The organism is Flavobacterium ginsengisoli, assembly GCF_029625315.1.
GTDB lineage: Bacteria > Bacteroidota > Bacteroidia > Flavobacteriales > Flavobacteriaceae > Flavobacterium > Flavobacterium ginsengisoli.
Genome location: NZ_CP121110.1, coordinates 4,690,977 through 4,709,002, shown reverse-complemented (window position 1 = coordinate 4,709,002; position 18,026 = coordinate 4,690,977). Strand labels below are relative to the sequence as shown.

Below are 18,026 nucleotides of genomic sequence, written 5' to 3'. Positions count from 1 at the left end.
ACCCTAAATGAAAAAATTATTAGTCGCTGTATTTACCTTAACATTATTTATCTCTTGCAACAGCACAGAAAAAGACACACCTGTTACCCCTCCAAAAGATTATAGTGCAGAGAATGACAAAGAAATCACAGATTATCTGACTAAAAATAATTTGATTGCAACAAAAAGCACTACAGGTCTGTATTATATAATTAACGAGCCAGGAACAGGCGCGCAACCAACCGCTACTTCAAAAGTCACTGTTGCATACAAAGGTTATTTTTCCAATGGAAGCCTATTTGACAAAAGTACAGATAGCGGATTGACTTTTCCTCTTAATGAAGTTATTAAAGGTTGGACAGAAGGAATTACTTATTTTAAAGAAGGAGGAAGCGGCGTTCTTCTTATTCCTGCACATTTAGGTTACGGAAGTTCTCCTCGTCCTGGAATACCAGCTGGATCAGTACTTCTTTTCGACGTAAAATTGATTAAAGTAAACTAACATCCAATAGCTAAATTTCTAGATGTTCTTTCAAATTAAATCTTATCTAACTTTTCTTTGGCATTCTAAAAACGAACATGCAGTGCATTCTCCATTTGTTTTCAGCCTGTTAACTAAATGCTTTTATGATAAGAAATCTAAACCAGAATACGCCATTCTAAAAAAATACAGAAAATCGCTTTTAGAGAATAAAAATTTCATTGAAGTAACCGATTTTGGAGCAGGTTCAAGAGTTTTTAAATCAAATAGAAGGCAAATTTCTAAAATCGCACAAACAGCAGGAATTTCGCCAAAACGTGCAGAATTATTGTTTCGTGTAACCCATTATTTTCAGCCTTCAACTATTCTAGAAATAGGAACATCTTTGGGTTTAGCAACTGCTGCATTAGCTTTAGGAAATCCGAAAGCGAAAGTAGTAACAATAGAAGGTTGTCCAAATACTGCAAATATTGCTCAAAATCAACTAACTGAATTTGATTGCAGTAATGTAGAAAATGTAATTTCTGAATTTGAATCTTTTTTGATTTCTGAAAACATTCAAGCAACAAATTATAATCTGATATATTTTGACGGAAATCATTCTAAGAAAGCAACTTTAGAATATTTTGACCTTTTATTGCCAACAATCGACAATGATTCTGTTTGGATTTTTGATGATATTCATTGGTCAGAAGATATGGAAGAAGCTTGGGGGATTATAAAAAATCATCCAAAAGTAAAAGTCACCATTGATACTTATCAGTGGGGATTTGTATTCTTTAGAAGAGAACAGCCGAAAGAGCATTTTATAATTAGAGCATAAAAAAAGACGATCAGAAATGATCGTCTTTTTTACTAATTCAAAATTTTAAAATCTTATTTTTTTGCTTCTTTATTTTCTTCAGATTTAGCTCCCATTCTGTTTATCTTATACATTGGTGCAAATTTAATTTTCAAACCAGCAATTTTTCGGTTATCGTCAGCTGTCAAACCTTCTTTTTCAACTGTATTTTTACGACTGTCAAGAGCTTCGTACATTAATTTAATTTCATCCCAATCTTCTCTAGAATATTTGTCTTTATTATTTTCTACAGTATGAACAAACTGCTGATAAACGCTATGAATATTTTGGGCATTAACCCAGCTAAAACTCATATCATCACCAATTCTTCCTGCACCAAACAAAGCATCTCTTAACTGCTGTTTCGGACTAGGAGCTGGAGGGGCAAATTGGGCGGTCATTTCATTTTTAAATTCCTCGTATTTAATTTTACTTGCATTTATTTTCTCTGTTGCTGCAGAGCATTGTCTTTAATGTCTGCTAATGCCGCTTGCGCTTCTTGAGATCTTCTATCGTACTCTGCTTCTACACTTTTCCAATTGTCTTTTAAATCGGCTGCGGCTACATTTTTAACAGAGTCAACATATACAACGTAGTTATCTACTGTTTTTTGAGCTTTTTCTTGTTTCTCGTCTTTACACGATGTTAACCCTAATACTAATAATGCAATTCCTGTAGCTATTTTGATATTTTTCATAATCTTGATTATTTAATTAATTGATTAATCAAATTTACTAAACCCAAGACGCAATAAATTACATTATTATCATGTTTTGAAAATTAAAAATATCTTAAATCTATAAAATTAACAAAATAATGACAATTATATAAAAACAATTCAAAAACATATAACTCATTTCTATTTAAAAAATATATTCTTTTAAAACTTTATTTCTGAAAGCGTTTTTGTAACAAAAACCAATTCTCAACTACTTATAATTTTTATTGAAAAGTGTTTTGTACTTTTAAATCCAAAATTGTAAAAGGAAATGGCTGAACCATTAATTAAAATAACCGACATTAGACGAAATTTTATTTTGGGCAATGAAACGGTTTATGTTTTAAAAGGAATAAATCTAGAAATACAAAAAGGCGAATATGTTGCTTTAATGGGACCTTCTGGATCTGGAAAATCAACATTAATGAATTTATTAGGCTGTTTGGACACGCCAACCTCTGGACGTTATATTTTAAACGGAAAAGATGTCAGTCAAATGAAAGATGATGAATTGGCCGAAATTAGAAACAAAGAGATTGGTTTTGTTTTTCAGACATTCAACCTTTTGCCTAGAACTACTGCTTTAGATAATGTTGCATTACCAATGATTTATGCCGGTTACGGCAAATCTGAAAGAATTGCGCGTGCCACCGAAGTTTTAAAACAAGTTAATTTGGCCGACAGAATGGATCACCAGCCGAATCAGCTTTCTGGAGGACAACGCCAGCGTGTTGCCGTTGCAAGAGCTTTAGTCAATAAACCTTCGATCATTCTTGCCGATGAACCAACAGGAAACTTAGACAGTAAAACTTCTGTAGAAATCATGAAACTTTTTGGAGATATTCACGCACAAGGAAATACTGTAATTCTTGTAACTCACGAAGAAGACATCGCGGCTTATGCACATAGAATTATTCGTTTGAGAGACGGTTTAATTGAAAGCGACACAAGAAAATCTGTTTAACCGTTTATTTGGTTAATCGTTTAATCGCAAAAAGAGAAAACTTAGAATCTTAGTATCTCAGAACCTTAGCATCTTAAAAAAAATGAAAGTATATACCAAAACAGGCGATAAAGGCACAACGGCACTTTTTGGAGGAACCCGTGTACCAAAAGATCATATCAGAATTGACAGTTACGGAACCGTTGATGAGTTGAATTCTTATATCGGACTAATCCGTGATCAAGAAATGGATTCGCATTATAAAACGATTTTAATCGAAATTCAAGACCGACTTTTTACTGTTGGTGCCATTTTGGCAACTCCACAGGAAAAAGAAGTTTTGAAAAACGGAAAACTTCGCTTAGAAAATCTCGGAATAATTGATTCCGATATTGAATTGCTCGAAAACGAAATAGACAAAATGGACGAAAGCCTTCCGCCAATGACGCATTTTGTTTTACCAGGAGGCCATCCAACTGTGTCACATTGTCATATAGCACGCTGTATTTGTCGCAGAGCAGAACGTTTAGCCGTGCATTTAAGTCATAATGAACACGTTCCTGAAATAGCAATTACGTACTTAAACCGACTTTCTGACTACCTTTTTGTCTTGGCACGAAAGTTGTCCTCAGACTTAAAAGCGGAGGAAGTGAAATGGATACCCAGAAAATAAATCTTCTGGAAATTCCAAATTTTTGAAATCCCAAATTCCAAGGAAAAAGTAAAAATCCAGGAATTTAAATTACATAGAAAAATTCTGAAACTAGGCGCTATAACTGCCTTTTTTGGAGTTTGGAATTTAAAAATTGGAATTTAGCAATTGACGTTCTTAAATTTTATTAAAATAAATCAAAATTTACTTGTCTTTTTCAGTAAAAAATTTATTTTTGCACAAACTAAACAGATAACAGATGTATTGGACATTAGAATTAGCATCTTATTTAAGTGATGCGCCATGGCCTGCTAACAAAGACGAACTTATAGACTACGCTATTAGAGCTGGTGCTCCATTAGAAGTAGTAGAAAACCTTCAATCAATCGAAGATGAGGGTGAGATATATGAATCAATGGAAGAAATTTGGCCTGATTATCCAACAGACGAAGATTATCTTTGGAATGAGGATGAATATTAAAAAATAAACCAAAGAAAAAAGTCTCTCATCATAGAGACTTTTTTTTGGTTCAAATACATATTATATAATAAAGAAATACAATAAATCATGAGTTTCATAAACAGTATTATTAAAGTCTTTGTCGGCGATAAGTCGCAAAAAGATGTCAAAGCTTTACAACCTTACTTAAACAAAATTAAAACATTCGAAGCTCCTTTAATGAGTCTATCAAACGACGAACTAAGAGGAAGAACCGTTTATTTTAAAGATAGAATTAAAGAAGCTAGAGCTGATAAAGATGCTAAAATTGCTTCTTTGAAAGCAGAAGTAGAAAACATCGAAGACATCGATAAAAGAGAAGACATTTATGATGCAATAGACGCTCTTGAAAAAGAGGCTTATGAAATCTCTGAAAAAACTTTATTGGAAATTCTTCCAGAAGCGTTTTCTGTTGTAAAAGAAACGGCTCGCCGTTTTAAAGAAAACTCTCATATTGAGGTTACTGCAACTGCAAAAGACCGCGAATTCTCAGCTACAAAATCATACATTACGATTGAAGGCGACAAAGCAGTTTGGGCTAACAAATGGAATGCTGCCGGAAAAGATATCACTTGGGACATGATTCACTATGATGTTCAGTTAATTGGTGGTATGGTATTACACGAAGGTAAAGTTGCCGAAATGCAAACAGGAGAAGGTAAAACTTTGGTTGCTACACTTCCTCTTTACTTAAACGCTTTGACAGGAAACGGAGTTCACTTAGTAACAGTGAATGACTACTTAGCAAAACGTGATAGTACGTGGAAAGCTCCTTTATTCGAATTCCACGGTTTATCTGTAGATTGTATCGACAATCACCAGCCAAGTACAGAACAAAGAAAGAAAGCATACGATGCCGATATCACTTACGGAACTAACAATGAGTTTGGTTTTGACTACTTAAGAGATAATATGGCGCACTCGCCAAGCGATTTAGTGCAGAGAAAACACAATTTTGCAATTGTCGACGAGGTTGACTCCGTATTAATTGATGATGCTAGAACTCCGCTTATCATTTCTGGACCAGTTCCTCAGGGAGATCGTCATGAATTCAACGAATTGAAACCAAAAATTGAAAACTTAGTTGCACAACAACGTCAGTTAGCAAATGGTTTCTTGGCAGAAGCTAAAAAATTAATCAAAGAAGGTAATACTAAAGACGGAGGTTTCCAATTATTAAGAGCTTACAGAAGTTTACCTAAAAATAAAGCATTAATTAAATTTTTAAGTGAAGAAGGAATTAAACAATTGCTTCAAAAAACTGAAAATCAATACATGCAAGATAACAATCGCGAAATGCACAAAGTTGACGAAGCTTTGTATTTTGTGATTGAAGAAAAAAACAATCAGGTAGAATTGACAGATAACGGTATTAAATACCTTTCTGGAGATACTGATGCAGATTTCTTCGTTTTACCAGACATTGGAACAGAAATCGGCGCGATTGAAAAACAAAAATTAGACAAAGACGCTGAAGCTGAAGCTAAAGAAAGATTATTCCAAGACTTTGGTGTAAAAAGCGAGCGTATCCACACTCTTACTCAACTTTTAAAAGCTTACGCTTTATTCGAAAAAGACGTAGAGTACGTTATCATGGACAACAAAATTATGATTGTCGATGAGCAAACTGGTCGTATCATGGACGGACGTCGTTACTCTGACGGTCTTCACCAAGCGATTGAAGCTAAAGAAAACGTAAAAATCGAAGCCGCAACTCAAACTTTTGCAACAGTTACATTACAGAACTATTTCAGAATGTACAACAAACTGGCTGGTATGACTGGTACAGCTGTTACAGAAGCAGGAGAGTTATGGCAGATCTACAAATTAGATGTTGTTGAAATTCCGACAAACCGTGGAATTGCAAGAATTGATAAAGAAGATTATATCTACAAAACAACACGTGAGAAATTTAACGCTGTAATCGAAGATGTTACAGAATTATCTCAAGCAGGAAGACCAGTATTGATCGGAACAACTTCTGTAGAGATTTCAGAATTATTAAGCCGTATGCTTAAAATGAGAGGAATCACTCATAACGTATTGAATGCTAAAATGCACAAGCAAGAAGCACAAATCGTTGAAGAGGCTGGTAAAGCTGGAGTTGTAACAATTGCAACAAACATGGCTGGTCGTGGTACCGATATTAAATTATCTCCAGAAGTAAAAGCTGCGGGAGGTTTAGCAATCGTTGGTACAGAGCGTCATGATTCTCGTCGTGTAGACAGACAGTTACGCGGTCGTTCTGGTCGTCAAGGAGATCCGGAAGTTCTCAATTCTACGTTTCTCTTGAAGATAACTTAATGCGTTTATTCGGTTCTGAAAGAGTTGCGAAAGTAATGGACAGAATGGGATTGAAAGAAGGTGAAGTTATCCAACATTCTATGATGACTAAATCTATCGAACGTGCTCAGAAAAAAGTAGAAGAAAACAACTTTGGTGTTCGTAAACGTTTATTAGAATATGATGACGTAATGAACTCTCAACGTGAAGTAGTTTACAAACGTCGTCGTCACGCATTGTTTGGAGAGCGTTTGAAACTGGATATTGCTAATATGCTTTATGATACTTGCGAATTAATTGTAAGTAACAATAAAGTTACAAATGATTTCAAAGGATATGAGTTTGATTTAATTCGTTATTTCGGAATCACATCTCCAATTTCTGAAGCTGATTTCACAAAATTATCAGATATCGAAATTACTGGAAAAGTATATAAAGAAGCTTTAGCATTCTATACTGAAAAAACAGAAAGAAGTGCAAGAGAAGCTTTCCCAATTATTAAAGGAGTTTACGAAGAACCAAACAACCATTTCGAAAGAATTGTAGTTCCATTTACAGACGGAATCAAAACTTTAAATGTTGTAACTGACTTGAAAAAAGCTTACGATAGCGAAGGTGCTCAATTGATTGCTGATTTCGAGAAAAACATCACTCTTTCTATTGTTGATGAAGCTTGGAAGAAACACTTGCGTAAAATGGACGAATTGAAACAATCTGTTCAATTGGCTGTTCACGAGCAAAAAGATCCATTGCTTATCTACAAATTAGAAGCTTTCAACTTGTTCAGAGGAATGTTGGATAACGTTAACAAAGAAGTAATTTCATTCTTATTCAAAGGTGATTTACCAGCTCAAAATGTTCCTGAAATTCACGAAGCAAGAGAAGTGGCACGTCCAAAAGAAAATTTACAATTAAGTAAAGACGAAATTCCAAATAGCGAAAGTATGAACCGTGAAGCTGGAGAAACTCAACAGCGTCAAGTTACTGAAACTATCGTTAGAGATATGCCAAAAATCAACAGAAACGATACTGTTGTAGTTCAAGAAATTGCTACTGGTAAAACAGAAACAATGAAGTATAAAAAAGCTGAAGCTTTAATCGCAGCTGGAACTTGGGTTTTAATTAACTAATAAGAATCCAATCTAAATATAAAATCCCCGATTACAAACGTAGTCGGGGATTTTTTTATTTTTCTATTTTGCCACGAATTACACGAATTTTCACGAATTGCTTTTTAATTATTTCCGAAAAATTAGTGAGAATTCGTGTAATTCGTGGCAAACAAATTATCGCGGATTATCCTGATAATAACGCTCTTCTATTCTCTTAACATCTTTAATGGAATTCTTCGCCCAAAGCAAACGTTTTACTAAAATTTCTTCCTCTGTCAATTTCCAATCAATATCAGATCTTCTTAATCTATTGGTTAAGCTTTGAATGATAATCGCTGCCGAAACCGAAATATTTAGACTTTCTGTAAAACCAACCATCGGTATTTTTAAGAAACCATCTGCGTTGTCCATAATTTCTTTTGACAAACCTTCTTTTTCTGTTCCGAAGAATAATGCGCTTGGTTTTGTAATATCAAAATCTTCCAACATACAATCTTTTTCGTGTGGAGTTGTGGCAATAATTTGATATCCTTTGCTTTTAAGATCAGAAAGGCATCCTGAAACCGAATCAAATCGATTAATATCTACCCATTTTTGCGCGCCTAAAGCAATTTCTTTGTCGATTCTTTTTCCAAAACGGCGCTCAATTACATTTAATTCCTGAATTCCAAAAACTTCGCAGACTTCGCATTACCGCGCTTGTATTGTGCATTTGATAAACATCTTCTACTGCAACTGTAAAATGTTTTGTTCTATTTTCTAGTACTTTTAAAAAATTAGCTTTTCTATTTTCTGTCAATATATTTTCTAAGAATGCGAGGTAATCTAAATCAATCATTTTATTTATGTTTGGCGCAAAAATAATAAATAAAAGAGAAAGAAGTCTTCTCCTTATTTTCAGTCAGCTAAATCTTCAATCAAATTAGCATTAAGCTTTTCGTGCAAAACGTTGAGCTGAGATAAATTCGCAGATAAAACATCATCTTTATAAGAATCTCCATTAAAAACTGCACTTTCATTTTTAGAATGTCTTTTAAGACGTTCCAACATCACATTTAGTTCGTTCTCAGAATAATCAACATTAATAAAAGTTACAAACCGTTCTATAACATTTTTCATTCCGTCATTATAATTGAGCATTATTACATTTTGGTCTATTTCATAAAAATCTAGAAAACTTTGAAAATATTTTTCTAAAACCAAAACTTGATATTGTCGAAAACTCACCTCTTGAACCTCTTTAGAAGTAATTTCAAAAACACTTAACGGAATTATATTAGGAACCATATGCATGCCCGCTTGCTTTTGATGTGATCTTAAAACTTCTCCCGGATTTCGATACAATAACGCAAAAGGAATTTCAGGAAAAATAGATCTTAAATATGAACTTTTAAAAACACTCCAAGCATCTAATTTTATAATTAAATGTTTTTGTTCGGGAAATCTTTTCTGACCTAAGAATTTTAAAACTGATTTCAGTAAAAGCGTTTTAGTATCCTCATCAAAAGCGTCAGTTCTTAGAATCTGATCGATTATAGAGGCTTCAGAAACCATTATATTTTCAGAAGAAGTTGCAAGAGACTGACTCAACATAGTAGATCCGCATCTTGATACATGAAAAACCAATCCCTTTAACTCAACAAAATCTAATTCTTTAGACCAATCAATACTATTTTGTATTGTACTTATAAATTTAAATTGCTTCGAATTATAATTATGACTTTGGCATTTCGCAATAGTTTCATCAAAAAAAGGATCAATAAAAGGCACGTCTGCTAAATAAAGCCATTCGAAATAAACCTGATTATCATTTTCAATCAATTTAACTGGAATCCAATTCGAAATAAGGTCTTTTACATTTTCCATTTTATGAGTTCATTTGCAATTGAAGTTCGGCAATAATCTTCGTATTAGTTTCTGAAGGATTTCTAGAAAGCTCTGCTATAATTTGTCGTTTTACCTCTTCTGAATATTCATATTTTGACACATAATTCAAATCAAAACCTATTTTAGAAAACAATAGATCAGACCATTCATTTCTTATGCAATCTAATGTTAAGTGAATTCTAGGCTCTTTGCTTTTGTTCTCCACACTATGCGGCAACTGAAAATTAGCATACCAGCACTCCCCCATTTTCATTGGAACCAATTTATGATCTACATAAAAATAAACTTCAGGATTGGTAATAATAGGAATATGAATCCTAAAAAAACCATCTTCATAAGAAGTATCATTATCTACGTGCTTTTTAATTTCACTTTGAGGTCCGAGTCTTAATAATCTTACGGCTTCTTTTTCGCATTGAAACCAATCCATTATTTCCTTAAAATAAGAACAATCGTCAAGCAGGGGCGTATTCTTATATTCTTTATTCGGAAAAGAAAGAATATCATTTTCTAATCCCGATTGCGATCGCAAAGAAACACTTGTCCAATTTCCTTCATATCGATTGGTATTAAAATGTGGTGTCCACAGATTTTTTTCGCAAACCAATAAATCATTTTGCAGTTTATCTACAGAAAAAGATATAGGAAGTTGGCAGGAAGAAGGATTCATAATCTTAAGAGTTTAAATTGCTAAGTATAAAATTGTAGAGTTTATTGGTAGAAACCGAAACTTTTTCTGCATCTGTTTTTAATACTAAATCTGCTTTTTTAGGAATTTCAAAAACATCACTTATTCCTGTAAAACTTCTAATTTTATTTTGATCATTATCGGGCAATAATGCTCTCCTGTATAATCCTTTCGGATCTCTTTCGATCAAACTAGTAATGGCGCAATCCAGAAATACTGTTTTAACAAATTGAAAAGATCTTAATTCATTTCTAAGGTTTTCATACGGATTTATAACCGACATCAAAACGATTTTATTTTCGTCGATCAAACTTCGGCCAACATTAAAAAGACGTCTAACATTTTCGCAACGATCTTCTTTAGAAAATCCTAAATCTTTACAAATTGTTTGTCGGTAAATATCGCCATCTACAATTTCGGCTTCATAATTATTTTGAAGCAAAAGATGTCTGACATTTTCTGCCAACGTCGTTTTTCCAGAACCAGATAAACCTGTAAATTGAATTAAAATCATTTTAACATCACTTTTTTCAAACACATCATTAAAAATAAGTAATTCATAATGAGAGACAAAGAGTATAAATACGGATTATTTTCTTGTAAAAAGAATCGCCAATCCTTGCTATTTCTTAAGTTTTTAAAGATAGAAATCACTATTTTTATCTTTTAATAAACAAAAATGAAAAAGAAACTTGTTGTTTTAACAGGAGCAGGAATTAGCGCCGAAAGCGGAATTAAAACTTTTCGTGACAGCGATGGATTATGGGAAGGACATGATGTAATGGAAGTTGCCACTCCAGAAGGCTGGTACAAAAATCAGGAATTGGTGCTGGATTTTTATAATAAAAGACGCCAGCAGTTAAAAGAAGTAAATCCGAATTTGGGTCACATAATTTTGGCCGAATTGGAAAAAGATTTCGACGTACAAATTATCACTCAAAATGTTGACGATCTTCATGAGCGTGCAGGAAGCACAAACGTTTTACATTTGCATGGCGAATTATTAAAAGTTAGAAGTACGCAGAATAAAAATCTAATTTTAGATTGGACTGAAGATTTGCATACAGGAGATTTAGATACAAACGGAAATCAACTACGTCCGCATATTGTTTGGTTTGGCGAAGAAGTTCCTGCGCTCGAAGAAGCAATTGACATAACCGAAACTGCAGATTATTTTGCTGTAATCGGGACTTCACTGCAAGTTTATCCAGCAGCTGGATTAATCGCTTATACACCAAGTACAACTCCTGTTTTTTATATTGATCCAAAACCAATTGCGATTCCGAATCTTCGAAATAAAGTCGAAACAATTGCAAAATTTGCTTCTGAAGGGGTTACCGATATGAGAGAAAAATTATTGACCTTAGAAAAAACAACATGATTTTTGAAAGCTGGTTACAGCAATTAACTCAATTCAATATCTTCTGGCTCTTTGTTTTCTTTTTAGTAGAAAATGCAGTGTTAGTTGGATTATCTGTTTTAATTGGAAAAATTCTGGAACCAGAAAACACTTTTTTAAAGAATAAAGATCGAAAATGGGTGCTTTCTACATTGATCTGTAATACATTTATAACTTTAATAGGATTTGAATTGTATCGCTATGGAATCCTGAAAATAGATTTTTCGGCATCTATTCAACTTATCATTTTTGATACTCTTTTATTGATTCTTTTAATGGATTTTTTCATGTTTATTTTTCATTTTCTAGTTCATCACTTAAAATGGATTTATCCAATTCATAAGCTGCATCATACACATGTAGAAACCAATGTTTACAGTTTGTATGTTCTACATCCTATTGAAACTTTAGGTTTTGGATTTATTTGGCTGTTTTTAATTACGATTTTGAAGTTTAATTATTTGAGTATCATTATTTATCTCATTCTAAATCTGTCTTATGGAATATTTGGGCATTTAAAAAAAGATATCTTTCCATCTTTCTGGTACAGTAATTACTTTACAAAATGGATTTCGACTACTAGATTCCATAATGATCATCATAAAAATGAATCTCGCAACTACGGTTTTTACTTCACAATCTGGGATAAAATTTTTAAAACCATAATTTAAGCACGAATATAGCTTTCAGAAGTTTTAACAATAGCTTATATTTGCACCTTTCGAAAAAACAACATCACAATGACTACTCTAAACGAATTGAATGCTATATCTCCAATTGATGGAAGATATAGAAATAAAACTCAAAATTTAGCACCTTTCTTCTCTGAAGAAGCTTTAATAAAATACCGCGTTTTGGTTGAAGTGGAATACTTCATTGCGTTATGCCAAATTCCATTGCCTCAGTTGAAAGGTATTGATTCTAGCTTATTTGAAAGCTTGAGAAACATCTACAAAAACTTCTCAACAGAAGATGCGCTTTGGATTAAAGAAACAGAGAAAGTAACTAACCACGACGTAAAAGCGGTTGAATACTTTATTAAAGATGCTTTTGAAAAATTAGGTTTATCTCAATACAAAGAGTTCATTCACTTCGGATTAACGTCTCAAGATATTAACAACACTGCTATTCCGCTTTCTACAAAAGAAGCGTTTGAGCAAGTTTATATGCCAACCTTAATTGCTGTAATTGCAAAATTAAAAGAATTAAGCGTTGAATGGAAAGACATCCCGATGTTAGCGCGTACACACGGACAACCAGCTTCTCCTACTCGTTTAGGGAAAGAGATTTTGGTATTTGTTGAGCGTTTAGAAGAGCAAATGCGTTTGTTATTCAATATTCCGTTTGCGACTAAATTTGGCGGAGCAACAGGAAACTTTAATGCACACCACGTAGCATACCCACAAATTGACTGGAAACAATTCGGAAATAAATTTGTTGAAACAGATCTTGGTTTAAAACATTCATTCCCAACAACACAAATTGAGCATTACGATCATTTTGTCGCTTTCTTTGATGCTTTAAAAAGAATCAACACTATTATCATCGATTTAGATCGTGATATCTGGACGTATGTTTCAATGGATTATTTCAAACAAAAAATCAAAGCTGGAGAAATTGGTTCATCTGCAATGCCACATAAAGTGAATCCAATTGATTTTGAAAACTCTGAAGGAAATTTAGGAATTGCAAATGCTATTTTTGAACATTTGGTCGCTAAATTACCAGTTTCAAGATTACAGCGTGATTTAACTGACAGTACTGTTTTACGTAATGTTGGTGTTCCTTTTGGACATACTATTATTGCTTTTGAAGCGACTTTGAAAGGTTTAAATAAATTACTTTTAAACGAAGGTAAATTTGCTGAAGATTTAGAGAAAAACTGGGCAGTTGTAGCAGAAGCTATCCAAACAATTTTACGTCGTGAAGCTTATCCAAATCCATATGAAGCTCTAAAAGGTTTGACTAGAACCAACGAAGCAATTGACAAAAATGCAATTCATAACTTCATTGCAACTTTAGAAGTTTCAGACGCTGTTAGAGCAGAATTATTAGCAATAACGCCTAGCAACTACACAGGAATTTAAGAAAAACACCAAATATTTTACCAAAAAAAGCTATCTTTATCGAGATAGCTTTTTTTATTTAACTCGGAGTAGTCCAGATTACTTCACTTAGCTTTATTTTCGTTGGAGTTCAGTGAATTACAAAAAAAAACCTTTTGTTCAGAAAGCAAGAGTTGAACAAAAAACTTTAAGTGAAAAGCTGGATCAAGCTCACCGAAAACCAAAATGCCACATATGATTGCACTAAGCGCCGCTGCTGAAACTACACACCACTTACAACCTTTAATTAGTGATTTAGGTTTAATCCTAATGACTGCCGGAATTGCCGTTCTATTATTTAGAAGATTGAAACAACCTTTGGTTTTAGGCTACCTGATTGCAGGTTTTTTGGCTGGAAACCATTTTGATTTTTTCCCATCAATAACCGACATGAAAAGTGTTGAAGTTTGGGCCGAAATCGGGGTGATATTTTTGCTTTTCAGTTTAGGACTCGAGTTCAGCTTTAAAAAACTAATGAAAGTTGGAGGGACTTCGTCTGTCACGGCCATAACGCAAATTATGTTTATGACCATAATTGGCTATTGCGTCGGACAGTGGATGGGCTGGGGAAAAATGGATAGTATTTTCTTGGGAGCAACACTTTCTATTTCGTCCACAACTATTATTATCAGAGCTTTTGATGAATTAGGAGTTAAAGGGAAAAAATTCGTTGGAATTGTTTTCGGAGCTTTAATTGTAGAAGATATTGTTGCCATTTTAATGTTGGTTTTATTATCTACTATTGCGGTAAGCGACCAGGTTTCAGGAACAGCATTACTGCAATCTGTTTTAAAACTTATTTTCTTCTTAATCATATGGTTCTTAGGAGGAATATTTATTATTCCGACAATCTTTAAAAAAGCAAAACACCTATTAACTGACGAAATGCTTGCTGATTATCTCATTGGCACTATGTTTAATGATGGTAATTTTTGCATCAAATGTTGGTTTTTCTCCTGCATTAGGTGCTTTTATTATGGGATCTATTATTGCTGAAACGACTATGGCTGAAAAAATTGAACATTTAATTCAGCCCGTAAAAGATTTTTTTGGAGCCGTTTTCTTTGTATCTGTTGGGATGTTAATTAATCCTGTAACATTGGTAAATTATGCGCTTCCTGTTGCTATAATCACTTTGTTAACCATATTCGGAAAAGCATTCAGTTCTTCTATCGGAGCTTTAATTTCTGGCCAGCCGTTAAAACAATCTGTCCAAACGGGAATGAGTTTGGCACAAATTGGAGAGTTTTCTTTTATTATTGCCACTCTTGGAATGACTTTAAAAGTTACAAGTGATTTCTTATACCCTATTATTGTTGCCGTATCTGCAATTACCACTTTTACTACTCCATTCTTAATTAAATATTCAGAGCGTTTTGCCTTCTTTCTAGAGTCAAAAATGCCTAAAAAATGGGTTAAAAACATTAACCGATATAGTGTGAATGCGCAAGCCATCAAATCTGTAAGCACTTGGCAGATTGTACTTCGTTCTTCGATCACACAAATTATTCTTCACACCATTATTATTACAGCAATTATTTTATTGTCATCAAAATTTGTTGCACCATTGGTTGCAGATACAAGATTCGGAAATACTTTGGCGGCTTTACTGACTTTAGTTGCAATTGCACCGTTTTTGTGGGCGCTTTCGCTTCGTCGTGTAAAAGTAGATGAAGTTGAAGCTCTTTGGGAAGAGCGAAAATATCGTGGCGCACTTTTAATGCTTATCTTAATCAGAATGAGCCTTGGCTTGTTCTTTGTCGGGTTTTTATTAAATATCTTTTTCTCTCCTTTGGTTGCTTTTGTAGCATTGATTATTGCCATTGGGGCTTATCAAATTTTCCCTAAAAAATTAAACGAGCAATATCATAAAATTGAAAATCACTTTTTGAAAAACTTCAACGATCGTGAAAATAAAAAGATCGACAGAAGATATGCTAATTTAATGCCTTGGGACGGACACATGTCTTTCTTTGAAATTAAAAAAGAATCCAATTTAGTTGGTCAGACTTTACAAGAGCTTAAAATTCGTGAGCAGTTGGGAATTAATATCGCTTACATTAAACGAGGAGAAGTCACTATTCCGATTCCTACCAAAACCGAACGTTTATTTCCTGGCGATGAAATTTGCGTAATTGGAACCGACGCTCAAATTGCAGAATTCACAAAATTCTTAACTCAAAACGAAACAGAACCACCTGCAAAAGTAGAAGAAACCGATATTGTTTTACGTCAACTTGAAGTTTCTCAAGACGAATTCATTCAAAAAAGCATCGGACAATTTAGAGCCAAAACAGACGGAATGGTCGTAGGAATTGAAAGAAACGGAAATCGTATTCTAAATCCAGAATCTAGTTTAATCTTAGAGAAAAATGACATTCTCTGGGTTGTAGGAGATAAGAAAAAAATGAATACTTTGTTGGCAGCGAAGTAAGGTTCTGAGATGCTAAGATACTAAGGTGCTAAGGTTCTAAGCTTTTATATATAAAGCGTTGAAATTTTCATAAATCGAAAATCTCAGCGCTTTGTGTTTTTTATTACGTTTGGCAAAATAAAAAATGCTAAAATTCAAAGCAAAAACTTAGAACCTTAGCACCTTAGTATCTTAGAACCTCAAAAAAACTATTTATTCGGCTGCGGTGTCAAACGCAAATAAGGTTTGATTGGTGTATGTCCTTTTGGGAATTTAGCTGGAATATCACTGTCTGGAATTGCTGGTGCAATAACTACATCTTCTCCATCTTTCCAGTTTGCAGGAGTTGCAACACTATAATTTGCAGTCAATTGTAAACTGTCAATTACACGAAGTAATTCGTCAAAATTTCTTCCTGTAGAAGCTGGATAAGTCAGCGTTAATTTGATTTTTTTATCTGGTCCGATAACAAAAACAGAACGAACTGTAAATTTGTCACTTGCATTTGGATGAAGCATGTCGTACAGATTTGCTACTTTTTTATCCTCATCTGCAATGATTGGGAAATTCACTTCTGTATTTTGAGTTTCGTTGATATCTTTAATCCATTCTTTATGAGACTCTAGGCCATCTACACTCAAAGCAATAACCTTAGTATTTCTTTTTTTGAATTCTGGAACATAGTTCGCTACAGTTCCTAATTCAGTAGTACAAACCGGAGTAAAATCTGCTGGATGCGAAAATAAAACACCCCAAGAATCTCCTAACCATTCGTGAAAGTTAATTGGTCCTTGCGTCGTTTCTGCATGAAAATCTGGTGCTATATCGCCTAATCTTAATGTTGACATAATTTATCTTTTTTAGTTCCTCTAAAATTAACCAAAAAAAGCATATAGAAAACATTGATTTTCTTAAAAAAAGTTAAAATTCTACTTTGTCGATATAATTAGTATTTTACTGCTAAATAAAAGCGAGAACAAAGTACCAAAAAGCAAGTGTTACAAAGGAAATCGGAATTCCAAAACCAATCATCATACTACTCAGTTTTGGTTTTAATCCGTATGTTGAAGCCAAGATTGCACCTGTAATCATGGGTGCCATTGCCGTTTCCATGATGGTAATTTTTATTACTTCAGAATGCTGATTAAAAATAAAAACATACAATACAAAAATGACAAAAGGAATTAAAAGCAGTTTAAAGAAAAGTCCTAGACGTAAAAATTTCCAATGTTGGCTTTTTCGATCAAAAGTTAATTGCAAGCCAACCGAAAGCAAAGCTAAAGGTGTTACCAAACTTCCTATTTTTAGCAGAATAGATTCAAAATTGTCATTTAAATGATAATCAAAAATATTCATCAAACATGCCAAAACGAACATGATAAAAGGCGGGAATAAAATAATCTTTTTGAAAATCCCTAATGCATTCGGGCTTCCTTTAGAATAAAAAGCGACCGTAAAAACACCAAGAGTTGAAACCACTACAAAAGTTCCTGGCTGATCTACCAAAACGGCAGTTTCTAAACCTTTCTTTCCATACAAAGCTTCTATAATTGGATAACCAAGAAAAGAACTGTTGCTTAATCCTGCCGTTAGAATCAAACATCCTATCAATTTATTCGACCATCCATTTCTTCTTCCTAAAAAATGAAAAAATAGAAAAGCCAAAATATAAGTAATCCACCCCGCACCTATCGGAAACAGTAATTCACTACTCCATTTTATTTTCGGAATATGGTATAAAGTAATGGCAGGAAGGCAGAAATAAATAACAATTTTATTAAGCGTCTTATAAATATGAGTAGGAAATTGTTTTACTTGTTGTAAAACGAGACCTAACGAAAGAAAGAGAAATATTAGAATAAAGTTGTTCATATAGTAAGATTACAGCAAAAATAGTTATTTCCATTTTGTGAAAAGTGAAAAGAAAATAGTAATTAACCCTTTTAAAGGAATCACAACTATTGATTTTCTTTTGTTAAACCTATAACACAATACCAAAAACCATTCACTTTCAAATAATTAACAA

Annotated in this window: 16 protein-coding genes and 3 pseudogenes; 11 read left to right on the top strand and 8 right to left on the bottom strand. The window is 33.4% G+C overall.

From position 1 onward, the window contains the following. Nucleotides 1-7: 7 nt before the first annotated feature. Together P5P87_RS22400 and P5P87_RS22395 are read left to right on the top strand one after the other, a co-directional pair. A complete protein-coding gene (locus P5P87_RS22400) occupies nt 8-481 on the top strand; it encodes an FKBP-type peptidyl-prolyl cis-trans isomerase (RefSeq protein ID WP_278020658.1) in 474 nt (157 codons plus the stop codon). A gap of 22 nt (nt 482-503) precedes the next feature. Continuing rightward, nucleotides 504-1,283: a class I SAM-dependent methyltransferase gene (locus P5P87_RS22395; protein ID WP_278020657.1), complete on the top strand. Its 780-nt coding sequence runs from the start codon at nt 504-506 to the stop codon at nt 1,281-1,283. Nucleotides 1,284-1,336: 53 nt separating this feature from the next. On the opposite strand, the gene P5P87_RS22390 is transcribed toward P5P87_RS22395, so the two are convergent. Both P5P87_RS22390 and P5P87_RS22385 read right to left on the bottom strand, forming a co-directional pair. Continuing rightward, nucleotides 1,337-1,702 carry a DUF6565 domain-containing protein gene (locus P5P87_RS22390; protein ID WP_278020656.1) on the bottom strand — a complete coding sequence of 122 codons (366 nt, stop codon included), beginning with the start codon at nt 1,700-1,702 and terminating at the stop codon, nt 1,337-1,339. A 38-nt stretch (nt 1,703-1,740) separates the two neighbouring features. Next, a complete protein-coding gene (locus tag P5P87_RS22385; RefSeq protein WP_278020655.1) occupies nt 1,741-1,998 on the bottom strand; it encodes a hypothetical protein in 258 nt (85 codons plus the stop codon). A 292-nt stretch (nt 1,999-2,290) separates the two neighbouring features. On the opposite strand from P5P87_RS22385, the gene P5P87_RS22380 reads away from it, so the two are divergent. The 5 genes and pseudogenes from P5P87_RS22380 to P5P87_RS26220 all read left to right on the top strand — a co-directional run bounded on the left by P5P87_RS22380 (nt 2,291) and on the right by P5P87_RS26220 (nt 7,526). After that, nucleotides 2,291-2,983, top strand: a complete 693-nt coding sequence (locus P5P87_RS22380) for an ABC transporter ATP-binding protein (protein ID WP_198858331.1) — start codon at nt 2,291-2,293, stop codon at nt 2,981-2,983. A gap of 82 nt (nt 2,984-3,065) precedes the next feature. Then, on the top strand, nt 3,066-3,635 hold the full coding sequence (locus tag P5P87_RS22375) for a cob(I)yrinic acid a,c-diamide adenosyltransferase (protein WP_095931074.1): 570 nt from the start codon (nt 3,066-3,068) through the stop codon (nt 3,633-3,635). A gap of 238 nt (nt 3,636-3,873) precedes the next feature. Next, entirely contained in the window at nt 3,874-4,095 is a 222-nt protein-coding gene (locus tag P5P87_RS22370; RefSeq protein WP_007138072.1) for a DUF2795 domain-containing protein, read from the top strand. 87 nt (nt 4,096-4,182) lie between these two features. Then, nucleotides 4,183-6,419 (top strand): annotated as a pseudogene (locus tag P5P87_RS22365) (preprotein translocase subunit SecA); the annotation flags it as partial. After that, entirely contained in the window at nt 6,417-7,526 is a 1,110-nt protein-coding gene (locus P5P87_RS26220; protein ID WP_422854105.1) for a hypothetical protein, read from the top strand. The pseudogene P5P87_RS22365 and the gene P5P87_RS26220, both read left to right, overlap by 3 nt. A gap of 156 nt (nt 7,527-7,682) precedes the next feature. Here P5P87_RS26220 and P5P87_RS22360 read toward each other — a convergent pair. The 4 genes and pseudogenes from P5P87_RS22360 to cysC all read right to left on the bottom strand — a co-directional run bounded on the left by P5P87_RS22360 (nt 7,683) and on the right by cysC (nt 10,597). Next, nucleotides 7,683-8,346 (bottom strand): annotated as a pseudogene (locus tag P5P87_RS22360) (TrmH family RNA methyltransferase). 59 nt (nt 8,347-8,405) lie between these two features. Next, nucleotides 8,406-9,374 carry a sulfotransferase family protein gene (locus tag P5P87_RS22355; protein WP_278020654.1) on the bottom strand — a complete coding sequence of 323 codons (969 nt, stop codon included), beginning with the start codon at nt 9,372-9,374 and terminating at the stop codon, nt 8,406-8,408. Nucleotide 9,375: 1 nt separating this feature from the next. Continuing rightward, nucleotides 9,376-10,065 (bottom strand): aspartyl/asparaginyl beta-hydroxylase domain-containing protein, encoded by a 690-nt coding sequence (locus P5P87_RS22350; protein ID WP_278020653.1) that lies wholly within the window; start codon nt 10,063-10,065, stop codon nt 9,376-9,378. A gap of 4 nt (nt 10,066-10,069) precedes the next feature. Beyond that, entirely contained in the window at nt 10,070-10,597 is a 528-nt protein-coding gene (cysC, locus tag P5P87_RS22345) for an adenylyl-sulfate kinase (RefSeq protein WP_278020652.1), read from the bottom strand. A gap of 165 nt (nt 10,598-10,762) precedes the next feature. On the opposite strand from cysC, the gene P5P87_RS22340 reads away from it, so the two are divergent. From P5P87_RS22340 to P5P87_RS22325, 4 genes and pseudogenes are all read left to right on the top strand, one after another. Then, nucleotides 10,763-11,464, top strand: coding sequence for an SIR2 family NAD-dependent protein deacylase (locus tag P5P87_RS22340; RefSeq protein WP_278020651.1), 702 nt, complete (start codon nt 10,763-10,765; stop codon nt 11,462-11,464). Then, nucleotides 11,461-12,153 carry a sterol desaturase family protein gene (locus P5P87_RS22335; RefSeq protein WP_278020650.1) on the top strand — a complete coding sequence of 231 codons (693 nt, stop codon included), beginning with the start codon at nt 11,461-11,463 and terminating at the stop codon, nt 12,151-12,153. The genes P5P87_RS22340 and P5P87_RS22335 overlap by 4 nt, the downstream gene beginning before the upstream one ends. Before the next feature lie 69 nt (nt 12,154-12,222). Continuing rightward, nucleotides 12,223-13,569 carry an adenylosuccinate lyase gene (purB, locus tag P5P87_RS22330; RefSeq protein WP_278020649.1) on the top strand — a complete coding sequence of 449 codons (1,347 nt, stop codon included), beginning with the start codon at nt 12,223-12,225 and terminating at the stop codon, nt 13,567-13,569. A gap of 213 nt (nt 13,570-13,782) precedes the next feature. Continuing rightward, nucleotides 13,783-16,021 (top strand): annotated as a pseudogene (locus P5P87_RS22325) (cation:proton antiporter). Nucleotides 16,022-16,209: 188 nt separating this feature from the next. On the opposite strand, the gene P5P87_RS22320 reads toward P5P87_RS22325, so the two are convergent. After that, the gene (locus P5P87_RS22320; RefSeq protein ID WP_198858320.1) at nt 16,210-16,848 is read right to left on the bottom strand and encodes a peroxiredoxin; all 639 of its coding nucleotides are present in this window, start codon (nt 16,846-16,848) and stop codon (nt 16,210-16,212) included. A 112-nt stretch (nt 16,849-16,960) separates the two neighbouring features. Then, the gene (locus P5P87_RS22315; protein WP_278020648.1) at nt 16,961-17,872 is read right to left on the bottom strand and encodes an AEC family transporter; all 912 of its coding nucleotides are present in this window, start codon (nt 17,870-17,872) and stop codon (nt 16,961-16,963) included. Nucleotides 17,873-18,026 lie beyond the last annotated feature (154 nt).

Excerpts from the sequence above, each read along its gene's own strand:
- P5P87_RS22380 (WP_198858331.1), top strand. The coding sequence starts at position 2,291 with ATGGCTGAACCATTAATTAAAATAACCGACATTAGACGAAATTTTATT.
- P5P87_RS22320 (WP_198858320.1), bottom strand. The coding sequence starts at position 16,848 with ATGTCAACATTAAGATTAGGCGATATAGCACCAGATTTTCATGCAGAA.
- P5P87_RS22400 (WP_278020658.1), top strand. The coding sequence starts at position 8 with ATGAAAAAATTATTAGTCGCTGTATTTACCTTAACATTATTTATCTCT.
- P5P87_RS22370 (WP_007138072.1), top strand. The coding sequence starts at position 3,874 with ATGTATTGGACATTAGAATTAGCATCTTATTTAAGTGATGCGCCATGG.
- P5P87_RS22350 (WP_278020653.1), bottom strand. The coding sequence starts at position 10,065 with ATGAATCCTTCTTCCTGCCAACTTCCTATATCTTTTTCTGTAGATAAA.
- P5P87_RS26220 (WP_422854105.1), top strand. The coding sequence starts at position 6,417 with ATGCGTTTATTCGGTTCTGAAAGAGTTGCGAAAGTAATGGACAGAATG.
- P5P87_RS22315 (WP_278020648.1), bottom strand. The coding sequence starts at position 17,872 with ATGAACAACTTTATTCTAATATTTCTCTTTCTTTCGTTAGGTCTCGTT.
- P5P87_RS22390 (WP_278020656.1), bottom strand. The coding sequence starts at position 1,702 with ATGACCGCCCAATTTGCCCCTCCAGCTCCTAGTCCGAAACAGCAGTTA.
- P5P87_RS22395 (WP_278020657.1), top strand. The coding sequence starts at position 504 with ATGTTCTTTCAAATTAAATCTTATCTAACTTTTCTTTGGCATTCTAAA.
- P5P87_RS22335 (WP_278020650.1), top strand. The coding sequence starts at position 11,461 with ATGATTTTTGAAAGCTGGTTACAGCAATTAACTCAATTCAATATCTTC.
- purB (WP_278020649.1), top strand. The coding sequence starts at position 12,223 with ATGACTACTCTAAACGAATTGAATGCTATATCTCCAATTGATGGAAGA.
- P5P87_RS22375 (WP_095931074.1), top strand. The coding sequence starts at position 3,066 with ATGAAAGTATATACCAAAACAGGCGATAAAGGCACAACGGCACTTTTT.
- P5P87_RS22340 (WP_278020651.1), top strand. The coding sequence starts at position 10,763 with ATGAAAAAGAAACTTGTTGTTTTAACAGGAGCAGGAATTAGCGCCGAA.
- cysC (WP_278020652.1), bottom strand. The coding sequence starts at position 10,597 with ATGATTTTAATTCAATTTACAGGTTTATCTGGTTCTGGAAAAACGACG.
- P5P87_RS22385 (WP_278020655.1), bottom strand. The coding sequence starts at position 1,998 with ATGAAAAATATCAAAATAGCTACAGGAATTGCATTATTAGTATTAGGG.
- P5P87_RS22355 (WP_278020654.1), bottom strand. The coding sequence starts at position 9,374 with ATGGAAAATGTAAAAGACCTTATTTCGAATTGGATTCCAGTTAAATTG.